Source organism: Xenorhabdus vietnamensis, assembly GCF_002127535.1.
Taxonomy (GTDB): domain Bacteria; phylum Pseudomonadota; class Gammaproteobacteria; order Enterobacterales; family Enterobacteriaceae; genus Xenorhabdus; species Xenorhabdus vietnamensis.
The window spans coordinates 1-18808 of record NZ_MUBJ01000003.1 but is presented as its reverse complement, the minus strand read 5'-3'; the positions used below and the strand labels follow the sequence as shown (position 1 = coordinate 18808).

Sequence of the window (18808 nt, the reverse complement as noted above, 5' to 3'; positions counted from 1 at the left end):
AGGTGATAATTGACTAAATGCCATATTGGAAGCCTAGCACGGCTTCTTTTTTCTGCCAGTCAATTACATAATATTTTCTTGGTTAAACAGAATTTTCGCTTTTCCTGAGCAGGTAACGATAAGGAGTTTGTCCTGTCTCCTGAGCGATCAGGGCATGATCCATAAAGCGACAAAACCCCGGAATATCACGGGTTGTCGCAGGATCATCCGCAATGATCAACAACGTCTGACCAGCAGCCATATGGCGGACTGCCTTGCGCACCATCATTACTGGCTCTGGGCAACGTAATCCCAACGTATCAAGCGTTTTGTCGGGGTTGGCGAAAGCATCGGACATAACAATCTCTGTAGGTTCAAACAATCTATGACAATCGATTATATTACAAAATATCGTCAACTACCGTACTTTACTTTTATTGCGCGACGCGCGTATGATCCGGCCACCTGATCTTCAGGTGCATTGATTTTTTGGGTTCCCTCACCCCAGCCACCAAAAAGGTACAATATGATGTTCCAACTGACTGCGCAACAGCGGGCTGCGGCATTGATCTGGCTGTCGCTTTTCCACATTCTGATCATCACTTCCAGTAACTATCTGGTGCAATTACCCATCTCCATTTTTAGTTTCCATACCACTTGGGGAGCATTTACATTTCCCTTTATCTTTTTAGCGACTGACCTGACTGTACGTATTTATGGGGCCCCTCTGGCACGCCGGATAATCATTTCCGTCATGCTACCGGCATTGCTGATCTCTTATTTGATTTCCGCTTTGTTTTTCCAGGGAACATGGCAGGGATTTGAAACATTGGGAACCTTTAATTTGTTTGTTGCCCGCATTGCAACAGCTAGCTTTATGGCTTATGTGCTCGGCCAAATATTGGATGTTGGTGTCTTCAATCGTCTGCGCCAAAAAAGTCGCTGGTGGATAGCTCCGGCTGCTGCCATGTTTTTCGGTAATATGCTCGATACACTGGCCTTTTTCTTTATCGCGTTTTACCACAGTACTGATGCATTTATGGCAACGCATTGGGTAGAAATTGCTTTGGTGGATTACGCTTTCAAGCTGTTTATCTGCATGCTTTTCTTCCTGCCTGCTTATGGCATTATGTTGAATTTAATACTGAAATTCTTTTTCGCCCAAACGGCAGATAAAACCCCAGCCAAAGCCTAATAATGACGATTCCCCCTAATCGGGGGAGTCTTCCGTTTTTCCTCGTAAATCACCCATTCCCTGCTTTTACTCATAACTTATCTATACATTTTGCCGTATAGTGTTGATGGACAGGTAAACACAGACTTTGGTATGAAACTGTTCGTAGCCTGCTCCATGCCAGTATTGTGACACTCCATGCCTAATTTCCAGTGAAGAAGGAATATTTCTTATGCTGAAAGTGATCCAGTCTCCATCCAAATATATCCAAGGGCCAGGTGCGTTATCCCACATTGGTCGATACACCAAAATGCTTGCTGACCATGTCTTCGTGATTGCTGATAATTTCGTCATGAACCTTATTGGGGATACCGTCAGCAAAAGCCTAGAAGAGCACGAAATCACCAGCCATTTCGAGCTTTTCAACGGTGAATGCAGCCGCAGCGAGATCCATAGATTGTCTGCCATTTTGTTGAAGCATCAATGTCAGGCTGTCATCGGGATCGGGGGAGGAAAAACGCTTGATACTGCCAAAGCTGTTGCATACGAATCCAAAATACCTGTGATTATTTCTCCAACCCTTGCTTCAACGGATGCACCGACCAGTGCCCTTTCTGTCCTCTACACTGAACTCGGTGAATTCGACAGTTATCGGTTATATCCACAAAATCCAAATATCGTACTGATGGATACCAATATCATCGCCAAGGCGCCAGTTCGCCTACTTGTTGCAGGCATGGGAGATGCACTCGCTACCTACTTTGAAGCGAGAGCCAGCAGTGCAGCCCACAAACCGACCATGGCTGGCGGGGCAACCTCCACCACTGGTCTGGCGTTGGCAAAACTGTGTTATGACACCTTACTGGCAGAAGGTTACAAAGCAAAATTGGCAGTCGAAGCAGGTGTTAGTACACCCGCGGTTGAAAACATTGTTGAGGCGAATACTTATCTCAGCGGCATTGGTTTTGAAAGTGCAGGTCTGGCAGCAGCTCACGCCATCCACAATGGTTTCACCGTGCTGGAAGAATGTCATCATCTCTATCACGGCGAAAAGGTCGCGTTTGGTACTCTGACACAATTGATATTGGAAAATAGCCCAAGTGAAGAGTTGGAAACAGTACTCGATTTCTGTGTACAAGTAGGCCTGCCAGTCACACTGGAACAATTGGGCTTACGTGATAATGAAAAACTGAATCAGAAAATCATGCAAGTCGCCATCGCAAGCTGTGCCGAAGGTGAAACCATTCACAATATGCCATTTGCTGTGACACCAGATCAGGTTTACGCCGCGATACTGGCCACAGACCGAATGGGCAAAGATTGGCTGTATTAAGTTATTGTGAAAATATGTGATTGTGAAAATCATTCAGCGGTTGCAGGGCGGGAAATTCTCGCCCTAAAGATTTATCTCAATTAATCTTCCACTTTTTTATACGGAGCCTATTAGATGTTTTAAATGTCGGCTCGCAGTTGCACGACTAACTTTAGCAATTTTCTGATACTGGCTATTATTGATACCTTGCTGAAAATCACCATCCAACATGCTATTCAATACTTTTATTTGCTCCTGTATTTGCTCCTGACTCAATTGGCTTTGATCAACACGGTGCCAACCGTGAAAAATTGCTGGCAGGTGCAAATAGAAAATGGGCATATCCCGTAAGGATATGCCCATAATTTGCTTAACTATGTCAATCAGCGATATCTATTTTGTTGGCTCCGGCCAAATTTTAACGATATGGCTCAAGCATTCTTCTTTTGTTCCTGTCCTGCTGATTGCTATCCATCCCATCGGGATCTCATACTCAACAGGCCAGACTGAATATTGCTTTTTATCATTAATGACAACCATCCAATTCATGGCATCATTTCCGGTTAACCGTTCCATGCTATTGCCTCCTTTTTGAAACTTTCTGAAAGAGCAGCCGGCAAGAATCCAATGCCAATCAGGTAACGTAATACCTGATGCACATACTCCGAAGTAATTATTGGGCAACGGATATCACTTCCCGCCAACCCTGCCAGTGTATTTTTTAGCTCCAATTCAGGATGGATTTCATCAATATAATCCGGATCTAACGCACGATAAGGTCTTTCTGTCATATCTCTGATCAACGGAATCAAGGGATACAATGGGTGAGTATCATCTAGTGCAAGGATCTTATCTTTACCCTCATTAAATGGTACAGGGTTGAGGATATAACCAAAATCCTGCACCCAGTCGAAAAATTGCCGGATAGACACCTGTTCCGGGTTAAACAGGTTAAAGAATTTGCCATTGGATTCCGGCTGTCTTGAGATATGTATCAATGAAGCCGCCACATAATCCACCGGCACGATATCCAACAACAGAGCATGGTCAGGATAAAAACCCATTGCCAGATAGCCTTTCAAGGATGCAATCAGATAATCATTCCCCTGTGCTGCACCTGTACGGGTATGCCCGAGGATCAACCCCGGCCGGTAAATACTGACGGGAACACCTCTTTGACGGGCAATATTGATGATCCCCTCAGATACCCATTTACTTCCCGAATAACCGGAAGGATCACGAACTGACTCACTCATGGCACGATCATCTTCCATATAAGGGCGAGGTGATTCTGTGGCAAACAGTGCGTTTACAGAAGAAACATAGTGAAAATGTTTCAAGCGTGCAGTACAGGCCAGTTCCAGTGCTGTTCTGGTACCATCAACGTTAATGCTTTTCAAGGCACTATAAGGATAGATGAAATTAACCAGTGCTCCGTTGTGGTAAATAACATCAACCTCTTCTGCCAATTGTGTCCATGATTCCGGCAATAAACCAAAACGAGGTTGTCCCAAATCACCGATAACAAAATCTACACGGTTAAGCCTGTTACCTACATCAATGTGGTAATTTTTGAATCCGGCCTTGACTCTTTCACGAGCATGTTCCGCATCAGATGCACGGCACAAACAAATCACTCTGGCCGAAGTTTGTTTCAGTATTTGCTCCAGCAAATGCAGCCCAAGATATCCGGTCGCTCCTGTCAGTAATACTTTGGCGGGCTGATACCAATTGGCATGAACCAGCCCATCAGGACGAACCCCTTCTTTCAGGTAAACGTCATTCTTGAGTGTCTCAGCATGCTGCTGAATTAACGCTTCACTATGGTATGCTCCTGCGAGCTGAGCAGGGTTTGCCTGACGTGCAGCCATCATTTCATCCAAAATAGATGCTATTCTGGCAACTGTCGGCTCAACATAGATACCGGAAATCGGAATCCTCATTGAAAACGCTTTTTCAATGTGTTCTACCATGCGGGCGACAAGGATAGAATGCCCCCCGATTTGGAAGAAATCGTCAGTAATACCAAATAAATCCGTCGCCAGTAAGCTACTCCAAATACTATAAACATGTTTTTCAGTTTCAGTTTGTGGTTGTACTATGTTATGACTGGCATTTAGTCGTTCCGCAACTTCTTCCAACCGCTTTTTATCTCTTTTGCCACTGCTTGTCAGAGGAATATAAGGGATACGGTAATATTCAGCAGGTGTCCAGGCTTCATGCAGTACTTCTCTGAGAGAAACTTGAGTCTCACGTACCCAGTCCTCCGGTAAGACCATATTGGGATTGAACAATATAAACGCTTGGATCTTGGCAAAATCACCACTGCCAGCGACTCGGATAATGGCATCCTGTACGCCATTTTGTTTTCTCAATGCAATTTCTATCTCACCTAATTCGATTCGATATCCTCGTACTTTCACTTGATCATCTTGTCTCCCCATATAGATGAGGGAGCCATCTTCAAGCATACGTGCCATATCTCCCGTCAAATAGGCCCTTTTACCTTCTTGTGCCATATCGGGGACATATCTTTTGGCCGTTTCAGTTGGATTATTGCGATAACCTGCGGTCACACCCAATCCACCGATGAGAATTTCTCCCACAGTTCCTTTTGGAACCGGTCTCAGGTGTTTATCCACAATCGTAATACTGGTGCCCGGAATAGGGCCACCCAATTGAACTTTATCGCCTTTTTTCATGCGGTATGCGGTTGACCAGATGGTTGTTTCCGTAGGGCCGTAGACGTTCCATAATGTACCTCCGGTCGCTGTCAGTTGATCTGCCAGATCTTGTGACAACGCTTCTCCTCCGCACAGCATGCCCATTTTCGGGCGAGGCTTCCAGCCGGCATTCAGGGCCATTGACCAAGTCACTGGTGTTGCTTGGGCAAAAGTGAATTTTGGATTCGACAGTATCTTAGACAACGCCATTGCATCACGTTGAGTATCAATCGAAGCGATATAGATACTGCCACCATGAACTACAGTCAGCAGTAGTTCCAGAACGGAGATATCAAAAGAGAACGTTGTCAACGCCAACATATGGTCACGCTGACTGATTGACAACAACTTGCCGAATCCGCATAGGCAAGCAGCCAAATTGTCATGCTGTACTTGTACCGCTTTTGGCAATCCTGTAGAGCCAGAAGTGAACATCACATAAGCAGGATGATCACCCAGCGCAGGGATATCGCTATTCTCTGCTGCTTTGGCTGGAGTACTGCTATTTAAGATAGTGTCCATAGGAATTAATATTGACGCCTTAAGCCCCGCCGACACAGTATCATCTGATACCAGAATACTTTCCGGCAGACTGGCGAGAATATCATTCAGGCGCTTTTCCGGCATCATGGTATTCAGGGGGATATACACCGCCCCAATTCGCCAAATTGCCTGCATGGTCACAAACCATGAAATACCCCGCTGGGCCGCAATGGCAACATTGCTACCCATTTTGGCACCGTGGTGACGCAAAACATGTGCCACACTCTCAATTCGCTGATCTAATTCACCAAATGTCAACGTTTCATGTGGATCAGAAACAGCTATGTCATTTGGTATACTCTTTGCCAGCTCAGCCAATCGAGAAGGAACGTTTTGAAACCACGGTTCTAGCTCTGCTGTTATCTGACTGATATTACTATTAAATTCAGTTTCAACAGCAGAAGAATTTTTTTGCCCAGTAGTAAATGCTGTGTGTAATATTGCCTTGTGTGTGTAAGTATTCATAATGATGCTCTCATTCTGAGCCCCATTGATTTCATCACTTTTTATGATGAATGGAGGCATCAATGCTGGTAGTCGTTATCTTTCAGCCGTTGCCTACATGCAGTATTTTCAAATACCTTACGTTGACATTAACTGAATCAGAAAAATAAATTGCAAAAGTTTCTTGCAAATTTACTAAATATATTAATTAGTATTAATTTGTAATATTTTATTAATTAAATAATCAACTTATATAAAGCTAGTCATTAATTGGAAGACAGAGTGTATTACGCCTATACAATCCGTAACCATTGACCTTAACCAATTGATATTATTGTTGTTTACTGCGAAAATAGTCATTCAACCCTGCTTAAAAACTGCTGTGATGAGCATGAATAACTATTTGTAGTAATATCCATTATTTTGAATTTCAATTTCAAACATTTTATTTGTAACCGCGTTATAAAAAACGCAAGACATGTAAATAAAAAGTAAATCACATGAATAAATGAAAATATTATTTAAATAACACCATAAGATAAATAGTACGATCTGTTAAAAACAACAGATAGAAAAATGCTGTCCATCCATTAATTAGATTACAGTTATAAAAGTAATATTTATGTGGGTTACATTTATATGATTTTATGGTACCTACATCAGTAAAATCCCCTAATAAAAATAAGCTTTTATTTGATTGAGATTTTGTTTGATAGAGAATAAAAACGAACTTTAAACGTACAAAAAAATAAGTAAAGCTATTTATTGTGATGATTATCACGATAATGTAATATAAATTACATTTTAAAAAAGTACTAAGTCACTCAAAATAGTTAACTTTACAGAATTAAATTTATATGTTGGCGATAACTCACAGTTATAAAAGGTCGTTTTAGCTAATATTTCCTTCGATATAGAAAATAAACAGTTAAAATTTTTCGTTTAACACCATCACTGCTCAATGGTGGTGATTCGCTCATACAGAAGTCATGTGGAGACAAATATGTTAAGTATTTTCAAGCCGGCATCTCATAAAGCCCGACTGCCTGCACAAGAAATAGATCCACTCTATCGTCGCTTGCGCTGGCAAATTTTTATAGGAATATTCTTTGGGTATGCGGCTTACTACTTAGTAAGAAAAAACTTTGCTCTAGCCATGCCTGCTTTAGCCGAACAAGGTTTTTCTAAAGGAGATCTTGGCTTCGCACTATCAGGTATTTCAATTGCATACGGATTCTCAAAATTCATCATGGGTTCTGTTTCCGACCGCTCGAATCCGCGTATTTTCTTACCTGCTGGTTTGATATTGGCAGCAGCAGTTATGTTGTTTATGGGCTTTGTACCATGGGCGACGTCCAGTATTGCCATCATGTTCGTCCTACTGTTCCTCTGCGGTTGGTTCCAAGGTATGGGCTGGCCTCCTTGTGGGCGCACCATGGTTCATTGGTGGTCACAGAAAGAGCGTGGCGGCATTGTTTCAGTCTGGAACTGTGCTCATAACGTTGGCGGAGGCATTCCACCATTACTGTTCATGCTGGGTATGGCTTGGTTCAATGACTGGAAAGCCGCGTTTTATATGCCAGCATTTGCAGCGATTCTCGTGGCAATAATCGTTTTCGCCTTAATGCGCGATACACCACAATCCTGTGGCTTACCGCCAATCGAAGAATACAAAAACGACTATCCACCAGACTACACAGACAAAAACGAAAAAGAACTGACAGCAAAAGAAATTTTCATGCAGTACATTTTGCCAAACAAATTACTGTGGATGATCGCAATTGCCAACGTATTCGTATACTTGCTGCGCTACGGTATTCTTGATTGGTCACCAACTTACTTGAAGGAAGTAAAACACTTTGCCATGGATAAATCTTCCTGGGCTTACTTCTTGTATGAGTATGCGGGTATTCCAGGTACGTTATTGTGTGGCTGGATGTCTGACAAAGTGTTCAAAGGTAACCGTGGTGCAACTGGCGTGTTCTTCATGGTACTCGTTACTATCGCGACTATTGTATTCTGGATGAACCCTGCAGGTAACCCGAACATCGATATGCTCTGTATGCTGGTTATCGGCTTCCTGATTTACGGCCCAGTCATGCTGATCGGACTGCACGCTCTGGAACTGGCACCGAAAAAAGCGGCAGGGACAGCAGCAGGTTTTACCGGTTTATTCGGCTATCTGGGTGGCTCAGTTGCAGCCAGTATCATTGTTGGTTACACCGTTGATTTCTTTGGCTGGGACGGCGGCTTTATGGTCATGATCGGTGGTAGCGCCCTCTCTGTTATCCTGCTTTTGTTTGTCATGTTAAGTGAAAATAAACACAAACAGGAAATTGCCCGTCAAGGTCAATGACATAACAAAAAGACACTAATTAATAACTATATCAATCGCAGTGTAAGATTATTGCACTGCGATTTCATTAGTAATACTGAACGTTTGAAATAAAAATAGTTAAGCATATTATACATTGACAAATATATTGCTTTCTTTCGCCTCACGGATTCACATAAATAAGTACGACATTGTTAATCTGGAAGTAAACATATTTGTACTCCTTAAATCTTTCATTGATAGTAACGGCACCAAACCGAAAAACACCTGACAAAGCAGCACTGTTTGTATCGTGAATATAATTAACTTCCTCCCTATCCATTAGTGACTATTTGACTATTATTTAAATATAAAAAAAGCGATTCTATCTTATAATTTTGTTCATTTAATAACAGATAGGATCAGGCTAATCATAAACAGAATCTAAAGAAAAATTTTTATGTCATAAAACTGTGACATACTGCTGGTAAAATCAATATTCATGATTGTATTACGTTATTATTTTATATAAAAAGCAATCTGAATAATCACCCTATTCTTCTGGCTGATGGCAAAAAATCAGTGAAACGATAAGTAGTATAATTTCTTGTTTAAGATTTTTATTAGAATATATGGAGAATCCCAATGCAGACCCCCAACAAGGCAATCATGGCAGGTATTCTGTTAGCATCATCAATGTCAGGCATTGCGTATGCTACTGCTGATAACGATAAGATAGTTATCGCCCATCGTGGCGCCAGCGGTTACTTGCCTGAACATACATTACCCGCCAAAGCAATGGCCTATGCACAAGGTGCTGATTATCTCGAGCAAGATCTGGTAATGACTAAAGATGACCAGCTCATTGTATTACACGATCATTATCTTGATCGCGTAACGGATGTCGCAGAACGTTTTCCAAACCGCGCCCGTACTGACGGTCGCTATTATGCCATCGACTTTACCCTGCCAGAAATTAAATCACTGAAATTTACTGAAGGTTTTGATATCAAGGATGGTAAAAAAATCCAAAGCTATCCTGGGCGTTTCCCGATGGGAAAATCAGATTTCCACATTCACACCTTTCAGGAAGAACTTGAATTTATTCAGGGTCTGAATAAATCTACGGGTAAAAACATTGGTATCTATCCTGAAATCAAAGCACCGTGGTTCCATCGTCAGGAAGGCAAAGATATCACAAGTAAGGTGCTGGAAGTCCTGAAACAATATGGCTACACCAAAAAGAGCGATAAAGTTTACCTGCAATGCTTTGATGCCAATGAACTCAAACGCATCAAAAATGAGCTAGAACCAAAACTGGGAATGGATCTGAAACTGGTTCAGCTTATTGCTTATACCGACTGGAAGGAAACTTATGAACAAAAACCAGATGGTACATGGCAAAATTATAGCTATGACTGGATGTTTAAACCTGATGCAATGAAAGAAGTGGCAAAATATGCTGATGGGATTGGCCCTGATTATCATATGCTTATCAGCAATGACTCTAAGCCAAACAACATTAAGTTGACCAGCATGGTGAAAGAGGCTCACGCCAGCCATTTGGTGGTACACCCGTACACCATCCGTGTCGATCAATTACCGAAATATGCCACCAGCGGTGACCAATTATTCGATATTATTTTCAACAAAGCTAATGTCGATGGCGCATTCACAGATTTCCCTGATTTGGCAGTGAAGTTTCTGAAAAAACATCACGAACATAAATAATTAATGCAGATAATGTAAAAGCCAAATAATGTAAAAACAAAGGGGCAGTCTTGGACTGCCCCAATCGAGACTAACGTAGCTGGATATATGACACAAATAATGTTGTCACGAAATCCCCACAGGAAAAGAAATAACTTCACTAATCCGATCAGCACCCAATGCCAGCATAATCAGACGATCCACCCCCAATGCCACGCCAGCGCATTCAGGCATACCATGAGCAAGAGCAGCAAGCAGGTATTCATCAATAGGCTGAACAGGCAGCCCCATCGCTTCCCGTTTACGGTTATCTTGTTCAAAACGAAGACGCTGTTCATCGCTGTCCGTCAGTTCACGAAAACCATTCGCCAGCTCCATGCCCTTGAAATAAACTTCAAAACGCTCCGCAACTCGGTGATCTTCCTTACTGATTTCTGCCAATGCAGCTTGAGAAGTCGGAAAATGATAGATAAATGTCGGTTTTTCAATGCCGATATGAGTTTCTACGCCCATGACGAAAAGCAGTTGCAATAAAGTATCCCGATCTTCTTCCTGATCAGCTATATTACTGAGATCGAGTTTCGCCGCCACTTCACGCAATTTTTCTTTGCTTGCAGTAAGCGGATCAACATCCAGATAGCGCATGAAAGCCTGTTGGTAAGAAAGTGATTCAGCACTTTCACAATCCAGGATCTGTTGTAACAGATCATCCACTTCATTCATTAAGCGATACATGTCGTAGTGCGGTCGATACCATTCCAGCATGGTAAACTCTGGATTATGATGACGACCAGCTTCCTCATTACGGAAACTTTTCCCTATCTGATAAATGGAACCACTTCCGGCTGCCAGCAAACGCTTCATGTGGTATTCAGGGCTAGTCATCAGGTACAGAGTCAAGCCATCTGCCGCTCCCGGCCCAACGTACTGCGTCTGGAAAGGTACCAGATGAACGTCGGTGACAGTTGCTTGACTCATGGCAGGCGTTTCAACTTCCAACACCCCACGTTCTGCGAAAAAGCGCCGTATTTCTATTAGAATCTCCGCCCTTTTCAATAAATTGGCGATAGGGGCACTTGGCTGCCAATTCGCGACCTCGTTCATGTTGCTATGACTCCAAAATAAAACAAAACGCGCAGTTTACCTGCATCAAGCCTGCCAGACAAATTTTCAATATTATATTGGTGAACGACTATTCTCTGCAATACAAGCGACTGGAATCTCCTCATCTATGTATGAAATATTTATGAAAAATAATAAGACATAAAAATAAAGTTTTGGTAAACATTTTATCTAATTTTGTCGGAGATAAATGGCAACATAACAATGAAAGCATCAGCAAGAAAATCAAAAAATCAGATTAATTTGATTTCTATAAAAGAATTTTTAATTCTTGTTGTGGTTCTGTGGAATAAGATGGACATCCATGTCCAAATGCCAGAATATTCTATTTGGATCCAAAAACAATGGAAAGTGGAAAAATGGTTTTAACCTTAACCCCAAGCAGGATGCGGATCAGGTGGTGCATCCGAAGTTTCAAGCATAGCACCTGAAATATAACGAATTCCTTCAGGTGAAAGATATTTGGTGAGTTCTAATGATACAGGAAATGAATTATCTAAAGCTAATAGTAATGTGATATATATTCCTCCTCCACCTATCTGCTTTTCAGGATATGCGAGATAAAATTTTTCATAATGCTGTCCGTGTGAGTCCATAAATTTTACTTCAACATTACTAGATACAACATCAGTCTCCAACCCAGTAATTTTTGCGTTATAAATAGTTGTATCATTGTCTTGTCGTACTTTATCTGATACTGATTTATCATTGCTGCTCATATGATTACTCCTTTAACTAATTTTTATTTAATAATGATTTTTTTAGAAGTGAATTAGTCAAAAATTATTTTTATCAACTACAATACCTGAAATGTAACCAACGACTTGATCACCATGATATCCAGTAGCTTTTATTTTTACTTTATGCCCTTTGAGTAAAGATTCCAGTAACCCTGCGTATGTTGCAATTCCGCCTATTTCCTGATCAGGATGTGCTAGTTCATAAAAAAGATAATTATAATCTTCATGATGCACTGTCACTTTAACACCACTACTTCTATCTTCCCGACTGAAAATCTGCAACCTAAGAATTTTCACGTTGTAATATACATCACTTTTTGATGTATTTGCTAAAGCTGATTTCTCTTTGATATTCATATGATTATTCCTTAAAATAATTATTTATATAAAAAATAAAATCCAGCAGACATTTAACTCTCAATTGATAATAAAAACACTATTTATAATAAAAATACCATTGATGATATAAACATCAATTAAGTGAAAATAAATTTCACCTACTACAGTGGGTGGTCATTCCTCATGTAGAGTACATATAAAATATTATTCTCTGATTACACAAGAATTTTCTTGCTATTATTTAAGAAAATTATTATATCTCCAACCGAAGCTGGTAATAAAAACACAATATTTATTTAACACTCAACACATCGGTAAAATAAATTGCAATCACGGTAAAACAAATCACAAGCAAAGTATATATACGTTAGTTTATGATCTTGTATATGTCAAAAATATTCAAAACCCATGTTTAATGACTAAACTACATAATTACATTAATAAAATAAAAAACATTTTATTTTGATTCATAATTTTATTAAAAAATCTCATATATAAAACTTGATTTAGATATATAATAAAATCTCATAAAATCATTAACTAATTCATTTAATAAATATTTTTCATTTAAATTACATTTAAACTGGTTATTTTTCCAAAAAAACCGTTTATTAATCACAACAATGTGTTTATATCTTACTTTTATTAATAAATTATTTTTTCACCATGGCATACATCATGCTAATCAGTAAAAACATGTCTCAGATCATGTTTTACAGAGAAAATCCCACAAAATACGCATTCACATCAAAATTATCCCCGATACTATTCGCTATAATTAAACCATACAAAAAGTAACAGATAGTGAACTTCTATTGTTAAAGTATAGAAAGCAATCCAAAACGTCACTATGAATAACACCATGATAAATAATAAGAAACATCACTTCGATATGGCAAAGATAAAGAAACTGATGAGTGATAACGCACAACTGTTCCTGTAACTGTTTTTTTGAGTTATTTCGTTTGAACCCACACTTGAACAATGGAGAAGAGCAGTGCAAACCTTCAATGTCGACCTCGCGATTATCGGAGCTGGTGGAGCAGGGCTACGAGCTGCCATCGCTGCTGCGGAAGCCAATCCTCAACTTAAAATCGCCTTGCTCTCAAAAGTTTATCCTATGCGTAGCCATACTGTAGCCGCAGAAGGTGGATCAGCCGCAGTCACTCAATCGCACGATTCCTATGACTTTCACTTCAATGACACGGTATCCGGTGGTGACTGGCTGTGCGAACAAGATGTGGTTGAGTATTTCGTCAAACATTGCCCGACGGAAATGATCCAACTGGAACAATGGGGCTGTCCATGGAGCCGCAAAGAAGATGGTTCTGTGAATGTACGTCGTTTTGGCGGTATGAAAATTGAACGCACGTGGTTTGCCGCCGATAAAACCGGCTTTCATATGCTCCATACGCTATTTCAAACATCCCTCAAGTACCCGCAAATCCAGCGCTTTGATGAGCATTTTGTCCTCGATATTTTGGTAGATGAAGGAGAAGCACGTGGATTGGTGGCGCTGAATATGATGGAAGGAACGAAAGTTCAGATCCGCGCCAATGTAATCATTATGGCAACAGGCGGAGCCGGTCGCGTATACCGTTACAATACCAATGGCGGCATTGTCACTGGTGATGGCATGGGAATCGCATTCCGTCACGGAGTCCCATTGCGCGATATGGAATTTGTGCAGTATCACCCGACAGGCCTGCCCGGTTCCGGCATTTTGATGACTGAAGGCTGCCGCGGTGAAGGCGGGATTCTGGTGAACAAGGATGGCTATCGTTATCTACAGGATTATGGGTTGGGGCCAGAAACGCCTCTCGGACATCCTGAAAACAAATATATGGAATTAGGTCCGCGCGACAAAGTGTCTCAAGCATTCTGGCATGAATGGCGTGCAGGACGCACTATCGCAACTCCGCGCGGTGATGTGGTACATCTGGATTTACGCCATTTGGGTGAGAAAAAATTGCTCGAACGTCTGCCGTTTATCTGTGAGCTGGCAAAAGCCTATGTCGGTGTTGATCCGGTCAAAGAGCCAATTCCTGTTCGCCCAACTGCACATTACACCATGGGCGGCATCGAAACTAATCAGCAATGTGAGACCCGCATCAAAGGGCTGTTTGCGATTGGGGAATGTTCTTCTATCGGCCTGCATGGTGCAAACCGCCTCGGTTCTAACTCTCTGGCTGAGCTGGTTGTGTTTGGTCGTCTGGCTGGTGAAGAAGCGGTCAAACAGATTAAGGAAGTGAAACCCGCCAATAATAACGCACTGGATGCCCAAGCCCGTGATGTCGAAGATAAACTCAATCAGCTGCTGAACCAGAAAGGTGGTGAAAGCTGGGCGAAAATTCGTGATGAACTGGGAACTTCAATGGAAGAAGGCTGCGGTATTTACCGTACATCAGAATTGATGCAGAAAACCACCGACAAAATTGCCGAATTGAAAGAGCGTTTCAAGCACATCGGAATCAGCGACCATTCCAGCGTATTCAATACTGATCTGCTTTACACCATTGAATTAGGCTTTGGTTTGGATGTCGCTGAATGTATGGCGCACTCTGCGATTAACCGCAAAGAGTCACGTGGTGCCCATCAGCGTCTTGATGAGGGTTGTACCGAACGTGACGATGAGAATTTCTTGAAGCATACGCTGGCCTTCTATAATTCTGAAGGTGCCCCACAACTGGAATACAGTGACGTGAAGATCACCAAATCTCAACCAGCGAAGCGGGTATATGGGGGCGAAGCGGCTGCACAAGAGAAACAACAGAAGGAGCAAGCGAATGGCTGAGATGAAAAACCTGAAAATGGAAGTCATGCGCTATAACCCGGAAATTGACAGTGAACCCCACTTCGTCACTTATGAAGTGCCTTATGACGAGCAGACTTCACTACTGGACGCATTAGGTTACATCAAGGACAATCTGGCGCCAGACCTTTCCTACCGCTGGTCTTGCCGCATGGCAATCTGTGGTTCTTGCGGCATGATGGTAAACCGAGTACCGAAACTGGCATGTAAGATATTTCTACGTGATTATGCCCAAGGAATGAAAGTCGAAGCACTGGGCAATTTTCCAATCGAGCGGGATTTAGTGGTGGATATGACTCACTTTATTGAGAGTCTGGAAGCCATCAAGCCCTATATTATCGGCAATGATCGCAAACCGGCCGATGGCCCGAATGTGCAGACGCCAGCCCAGATGGCAAAATACCACCAATTTTCCGGTTGTATCAACTGTGGCCTTTGCTACGCCGCCTGTCCTCAATTTGGCTTGAATCCTGAGTTTATTGGGCCTGCTGCTGTCACATTGGCACACCGCTATAACCTTGATAACCGCGACCACGGCAAAAAAGAACGTATGCCGCAAATCAACAGTGACAATGGAGTCTGGTCTTGTACTTTCGTTGGTTACTGCTCTGAAGTGTGCCCGAAGCATGTTGATCCAGCGGGGGCCATTCAGCAAAGCAAAGCAGAAAGTGCCAAAGATTTCATTATCTCCATACTGAAACCACAATAAGGGAGGGAAGAGTAATGACGACAAAACGCAAACCTTATGTACGTGGCATGGAAGATAATTGGTGGCAGAAACTGGGGGTTTATCGCTTTTATATGCTACGCGAAGGCACATCTGTCCCTACTGTTTGGTTCAGCTTACTGGTGCTTTACGGTGTGTTTGCCCTGAAAGATGGCCCGGAAAGCTGGGCGGGATTTGTCTCTTTCTTGCAGCACCCTGCTGTGCTGTTGATTAATATCATCACCCTGCTGGCAACCTTGCTGCATACAAAAACATGGTTTGAGCTGGCTCCGAAGGCTCTCAATATCATCGTCAAAAATGAGAAAATTCCCCCCGGTCCGATTATCAAGCTGCTATGGGCAACCACCATTATTGCTACCGTCGTGATTCTCGGCGTTGCATTGTTTCTCTAACCCCAAGGAGGATCTGATGAATCAAGTACCTAAGCGTTCCGATGAACCAATTTTTTGGGGCCTGTTCGGTGCCGGCGGGATGTGGAGCGCTATTGTTGGCCCTGCAATTATTTTGCTGCTGGGCATTCTGATACCATTCGGTTTGGCGTCAGAAGCGCTTTCTTATGAGCGTATCCTGACATTTTGCCAAAGTTTTATTGGTCGTATTTTTTTGCTACTGATGATCTGCCTGCCTTTGTGGTGCGGAATGCACCGTATCCACCACGGAATGCACGATCTGCAAATTCATGTTCCTGCCAGTAAGTGGGTATTTTATGGTACTGCCGCGATTTTGAGTGTTGTTGCCTTGATTGGGGTTTTTACTCTGTAATTGTAATAACTGTAATTGCGATAATCGGCAAACAATCTTGGGAAAAGTCTGCGGTTTATCCGCAGACTTGTTACGAAAGGTATTTAAAGCATTTTTATCAGAATTTATAAGAAATTGTCGCTTTATATGTGCGGCCTTTCTCTTCTTGTCCTCGTGTAGTATTCAAATAGTAAGAGTGTTCGTTGTAACGTTTGTCGAAGACATTATCGATACCAAACTGGAGTTCTGCATTTTTAAATACACCTGATTTTGGTGCCCAAGAGATATACATATTACTTACGCCATATCCAGATTTATGTACATCTGCAATAATGTCTTCTTTCTTATCGTTTTGTTTCTTACCTTTTGAATTTTTTGACAGAACAAAGCGAGTATTCCAACCAAGTTCAACGTCAGTTTTGTCAAATAGGTAACTACCACCTACAGAAATAGAATCACCGATTGATGGCGTGAACTCTAACCCGTTGGTAAATGCTTTGTTAATAAGTTCATTACCTTGAATAATCTTGTTATCGACCTTAGCGTAAGTCGTTTTTAAGGACAAATTACCCAGTTTATAGCCGGTCGCTAATTCAAATCCTTCCAGTCTGGCTTTTGAGAGATTATTCAATTCACTCTTAGCTAAAGTTGTAGACAGGTTTTTAAAATTCGTCTGGAATACTTTACCTGATACAGCCAGCGAGTCATTGTCAGCAAAAACACTAGAATAAGAACCCGCCAAACCTGTTTCTAAGTTGTAACCGGTAGTGGCTGTCAGGTTATTATTATGGTTGCTTAATCCCATACCCAATTCTTTTCCTGATGGGCCTCTAAAGAGTTCGGTATAGTTGGCAAATAATGTTGTGGACGCCCCAAGCTCGTATTTCAATCCGAGTGCTTTTGAGAAATGAGAATAAGTTCTTTCAAAAGGCTCATTCTGTTCATTAATCGTATGGTACTTATAGTGATCCCATCTGATACCAGGTATAACATGGAAATCAGCAAGTCGAATATCATCCTCTAAATAAACAGAAGATGAATTTCCTTTTTCTACCTCTTTATTATTAGCATTCTCTTTGACATCAGTGAATCTCATTCTGGTATCAAAATATTCATACCCATAAGTTAAAGCATGGGATAGCTTCTGAGTGTCAAAACTAGAGGTATTACGAACTTTAATACCTTGAGTTTCAACAATACTATCGAACCCTTTCCCATTTCCGCTTACAGATTTCATATGGGTAGAGGTTTGTTCCGTATGATAAGCGGATATTTTTAAATCAATAAGATCGTTATCAACGGGCGCATACCCGTAAGTGATATTATGGGTATCGCGATCGATAACATACTTCGCTTTATTCCCATTATTTATTTTAGGGCCGACATCATTACCAAAATTTAATCTATGATTGGTTACTGCATCATTTTTATAATGTTCTTTCGATACATTAATATATTGCTCATCAGTCAGATTAAATTTAGCTTTTAATAAATAGTTGAATAACCTTCCATCTGTCGGGATTGAATCTCTCCCTATATTATCTCTGCCAGATTTAGAGTCGTGCATATTGCGATGGGTAAAGTAACCTAATAAATCAACAGCGCCCAATCTGCCATAGGTCGCCAAAGATTGTTGGAATTCATCACCATTGCTTGAGTAGTTTAATTTTCCTTTGGCGCCGAATAATTGGCCTGGCTCTAATAAATCGTCAGCATCGACTGTTTCAAATTTTAACGCACCAGCAATCGCACCTGTATCGTAGGTAATACTGTTACTACCAACCTTGATATCAATCTGCTTTAACATTTCAGGATCTATGCCGTAGTTCCCCGAATGATGGAAGTGATATCCTTCTTGTCTTGCGCCATCAATGGTCACATTGATGAATTGATCATCCATGCCACGAATTTTAAAACGTTGTCCTATAGCGCTAGGGTGACCTGCTTGTACTCCAGGAACATTCTTTAATATTTCTCCCACACTTTGTGGCTGTCTGACTTTTATTTCATTTTTGCTGACTTTTTGATCTATAGCTAAATCATATTAATATGACATAATATCTAAATCTAAGATGACAAGGCATAAAATGAGATGGGCTACAGCTTAGATTTTCGAAAGCGAGTACTG

The 18808-nt window shown here is 41.5% G+C and carries 16 protein-coding genes and 1 pseudogene; 9 read left to right on the top strand and 8 right to left on the bottom strand.

The window, feature by feature from the left end; translation table 11 throughout:
* Positions 1–82 precede the first annotated feature (82 nt).
* Complete coding sequence (gene tusA / locus Xvie_RS04120; protein ID WP_086108098.1) at positions 83–337, bottom strand: sulfurtransferase TusA; 255 nt, start codon at positions 335–337, stop codon at positions 83–85.
* Positions 338–508: 171 nt separating this feature from the next.
* Between tusA and Xvie_RS04115 the strand changes: the two genes are divergently transcribed.
* Both Xvie_RS04115 and Xvie_RS04110 read left to right on the top strand, forming a co-directional pair.
* Positions 509–1174: a 7-cyano-7-deazaguanine/7-aminomethyl-7-deazaguanine transporter gene (locus Xvie_RS04115; protein WP_086108097.1), complete on the top strand. Its 666-nt coding sequence runs from the start codon at positions 509–511 to the stop codon at positions 1172–1174.
* 211 nt (positions 1175–1385) lie between these two features.
* Entirely contained in the window at positions 1386–2486 is a 1101-nt protein-coding gene (locus Xvie_RS04110; protein ID WP_086108096.1) for a glycerol dehydrogenase, read from the top strand.
* 96 nt (positions 2487–2582) lie between these two features.
* Here the strand turns inward: Xvie_RS04110 and Xvie_RS25105 are convergent.
* From Xvie_RS25105 to Xvie_RS04095, 3 genes and pseudogenes are all read right to left on the bottom strand, one after another.
* A pseudogene (locus tag Xvie_RS25105) lies at positions 2583–2720 on the bottom strand (DUF4172 domain-containing protein); the annotation flags it as partial.
* A 138-nt stretch (positions 2721–2858) separates the two neighbouring features.
* Complete coding sequence (locus Xvie_RS04100; RefSeq protein WP_086108094.1) at positions 2859–3041, bottom strand: MbtH family NRPS accessory protein; 183 nt, start codon at positions 3039–3041, stop codon at positions 2859–2861.
* Complete coding sequence (locus Xvie_RS04095) at positions 3029–6196, bottom strand: amino acid adenylation domain-containing protein (protein WP_086108296.1); 3168 nt, start codon at positions 6194–6196, stop codon at positions 3029–3031. The genes Xvie_RS04100 and Xvie_RS04095 overlap by 13 nt, the downstream gene beginning before the upstream one ends.
* 982 nt (positions 6197–7178) lie before the next feature.
* Here Xvie_RS04095 and glpT point away from each other — a divergent pair.
* Together glpT and glpQ are read left to right on the top strand one after the other, a co-directional pair.
* The gene (gene glpT / locus Xvie_RS04090; protein WP_086108093.1) at positions 7179–8531 is read left to right on the top strand and encodes a glycerol-3-phosphate transporter; all 1353 of its coding nucleotides are present in this window, start codon (positions 7179–7181) and stop codon (positions 8529–8531) included.
* A 603-nt stretch (positions 8532–9134) separates the two neighbouring features.
* A complete protein-coding gene (gene glpQ / locus Xvie_RS04085; RefSeq protein ID WP_086108092.1) occupies positions 9135–10220 on the top strand; it encodes a glycerophosphodiester phosphodiesterase in 1086 nt (361 codons plus the stop codon).
* Between the two features lie 105 nt (positions 10221–10325).
* On the opposite strand, the gene epmA is transcribed toward glpQ, so the two are convergent.
* Positions 10326–11303, bottom strand: a complete 978-nt coding sequence (gene epmA, locus Xvie_RS04080) for an elongation factor P--(R)-beta-lysine ligase (RefSeq protein ID WP_086108091.1) — start codon at positions 11301–11303, stop codon at positions 10326–10328.
* Between the two features lie 222 nt (positions 11304–11525).
* On the opposite strand from epmA, the gene Xvie_RS21340 reads away from it, so the two are divergent.
* Positions 11526–11690 (top strand): hypothetical protein, encoded by a 165-nt coding sequence (locus Xvie_RS21340; RefSeq protein WP_167376231.1) that lies wholly within the window; start codon positions 11526–11528, stop codon positions 11688–11690.
* A 2-nt stretch (positions 11691–11692) separates the two neighbouring features.
* Here Xvie_RS21340 and Xvie_RS04075 read toward each other — a convergent pair whose 3' ends face one another.
* Positions 11693–12040 (bottom strand): hypothetical protein, encoded by a 348-nt coding sequence (locus Xvie_RS04075; RefSeq protein ID WP_086108090.1) that lies wholly within the window; start codon positions 12038–12040, stop codon positions 11693–11695.
* Positions 12041–12097: 57 nt separating this feature from the next.
* Positions 12098–12418, bottom strand: coding sequence for a hypothetical protein (locus Xvie_RS04070; RefSeq protein ID WP_086108089.1), 321 nt, complete (start codon positions 12416–12418; stop codon positions 12098–12100).
* A 979-nt stretch (positions 12419–13397) separates the two neighbouring features.
* On the opposite strand from Xvie_RS04070, the gene frdA reads away from it, so the two are divergent.
* Genes frdA through frdD form a run of 4 tightly spaced genes read left to right on the top strand, consistent with a single transcriptional unit; the run spans position 13398 to position 16701 of the window.
* Positions 13398–15194: a fumarate reductase (quinol) flavoprotein subunit gene (gene frdA, locus Xvie_RS04065; RefSeq protein ID WP_086108088.1), complete on the top strand. Its 1797-nt coding sequence runs from the start codon at positions 13398–13400 to the stop codon at positions 15192–15194.
* Positions 15187–15921 (top strand): succinate dehydrogenase/fumarate reductase iron-sulfur subunit, encoded by a 735-nt coding sequence (locus Xvie_RS04060; protein WP_086108087.1) that lies wholly within the window; start codon positions 15187–15189, stop codon positions 15919–15921. Before frdA ends, Xvie_RS04060 begins: the two co-directional genes overlap by 8 nt.
* Positions 15922–15935: 14 nt before the next feature.
* The gene (gene frdC, locus Xvie_RS04055; protein WP_086108086.1) at positions 15936–16331 is read left to right on the top strand and encodes a fumarate reductase subunit FrdC; all 396 of its coding nucleotides are present in this window, start codon (positions 15936–15938) and stop codon (positions 16329–16331) included.
* Between the two features lie 16 nt (positions 16332–16347).
* Complete coding sequence (gene frdD / locus Xvie_RS04050; protein WP_086108085.1) at positions 16348–16701, top strand: fumarate reductase subunit FrdD; 354 nt, start codon at positions 16348–16350, stop codon at positions 16699–16701.
* Positions 16702–16798: 97 nt separating this feature from the next.
* On the opposite strand, the gene Xvie_RS04045 is transcribed toward frdD, so the two are convergent.
* Complete coding sequence (locus Xvie_RS04045; RefSeq protein WP_086108084.1) at positions 16799–18712, bottom strand: TonB-dependent receptor domain-containing protein; 1914 nt, start codon at positions 18710–18712, stop codon at positions 16799–16801.
* Positions 18713–18808 lie beyond the last annotated feature (96 nt).

Bases quoted from the DNA above. Each gene is read 5' to 3' on its own strand.
- tusA (WP_086108098.1), bottom strand. From the start codon at position 337: ATGTCCGATGCTTTCGCCAACCCCGACAAAACGCTTGATACGTTGGGA.
- Xvie_RS04115 (WP_086108097.1), top strand. From the start codon at position 509: ATGTTCCAACTGACTGCGCAACAGCGGGCTGCGGCATTGATCTGGCTG.
- Xvie_RS04110 (WP_086108096.1), top strand. From the start codon at position 1,386: ATGCTGAAAGTGATCCAGTCTCCATCCAAATATATCCAAGGGCCAGGT.
- Xvie_RS04100 (WP_086108094.1), bottom strand. From the start codon at position 3,041: ATGGAACGGTTAACCGGAAATGATGCCATGAATTGGATGGTTGTCATT.
- Xvie_RS04095 (WP_086108296.1), bottom strand. From the start codon at position 6,196: ATGAATACTTACACACACAAGGCAATATTACACACAGCATTTACTACT.
- glpT (WP_086108093.1), top strand. From the start codon at position 7,179: ATGTTAAGTATTTTCAAGCCGGCATCTCATAAAGCCCGACTGCCTGCA.
- glpQ (WP_086108092.1), top strand. From the start codon at position 9,135: ATGCAGACCCCCAACAAGGCAATCATGGCAGGTATTCTGTTAGCATCA.
- epmA (WP_086108091.1), bottom strand. From the start codon at position 11,303: ATGAACGAGGTCGCGAATTGGCAGCCAAGTGCCCCTATCGCCAATTTA.
- Xvie_RS21340 (WP_167376231.1), top strand. From the start codon at position 11,526: ATGAAAGCATCAGCAAGAAAATCAAAAAATCAGATTAATTTGATTTCT.
- Xvie_RS04075 (WP_086108090.1), bottom strand. From the start codon at position 12,040: ATGAGCAGCAATGATAAATCAGTATCAGATAAAGTACGACAAGACAAT.
- Xvie_RS04070 (WP_086108089.1), bottom strand. From the start codon at position 12,418: ATGAATATCAAAGAGAAATCAGCTTTAGCAAATACATCAAAAAGTGAT.
- Xvie_RS04060 (WP_086108087.1), top strand. From the start codon at position 15,187: ATGGCTGAGATGAAAAACCTGAAAATGGAAGTCATGCGCTATAACCCG.
- frdC (WP_086108086.1), top strand. From the start codon at position 15,936: ATGACGACAAAACGCAAACCTTATGTACGTGGCATGGAAGATAATTGG.
- frdD (WP_086108085.1), top strand. From the start codon at position 16,348: ATGAATCAAGTACCTAAGCGTTCCGATGAACCAATTTTTTGGGGCCTG.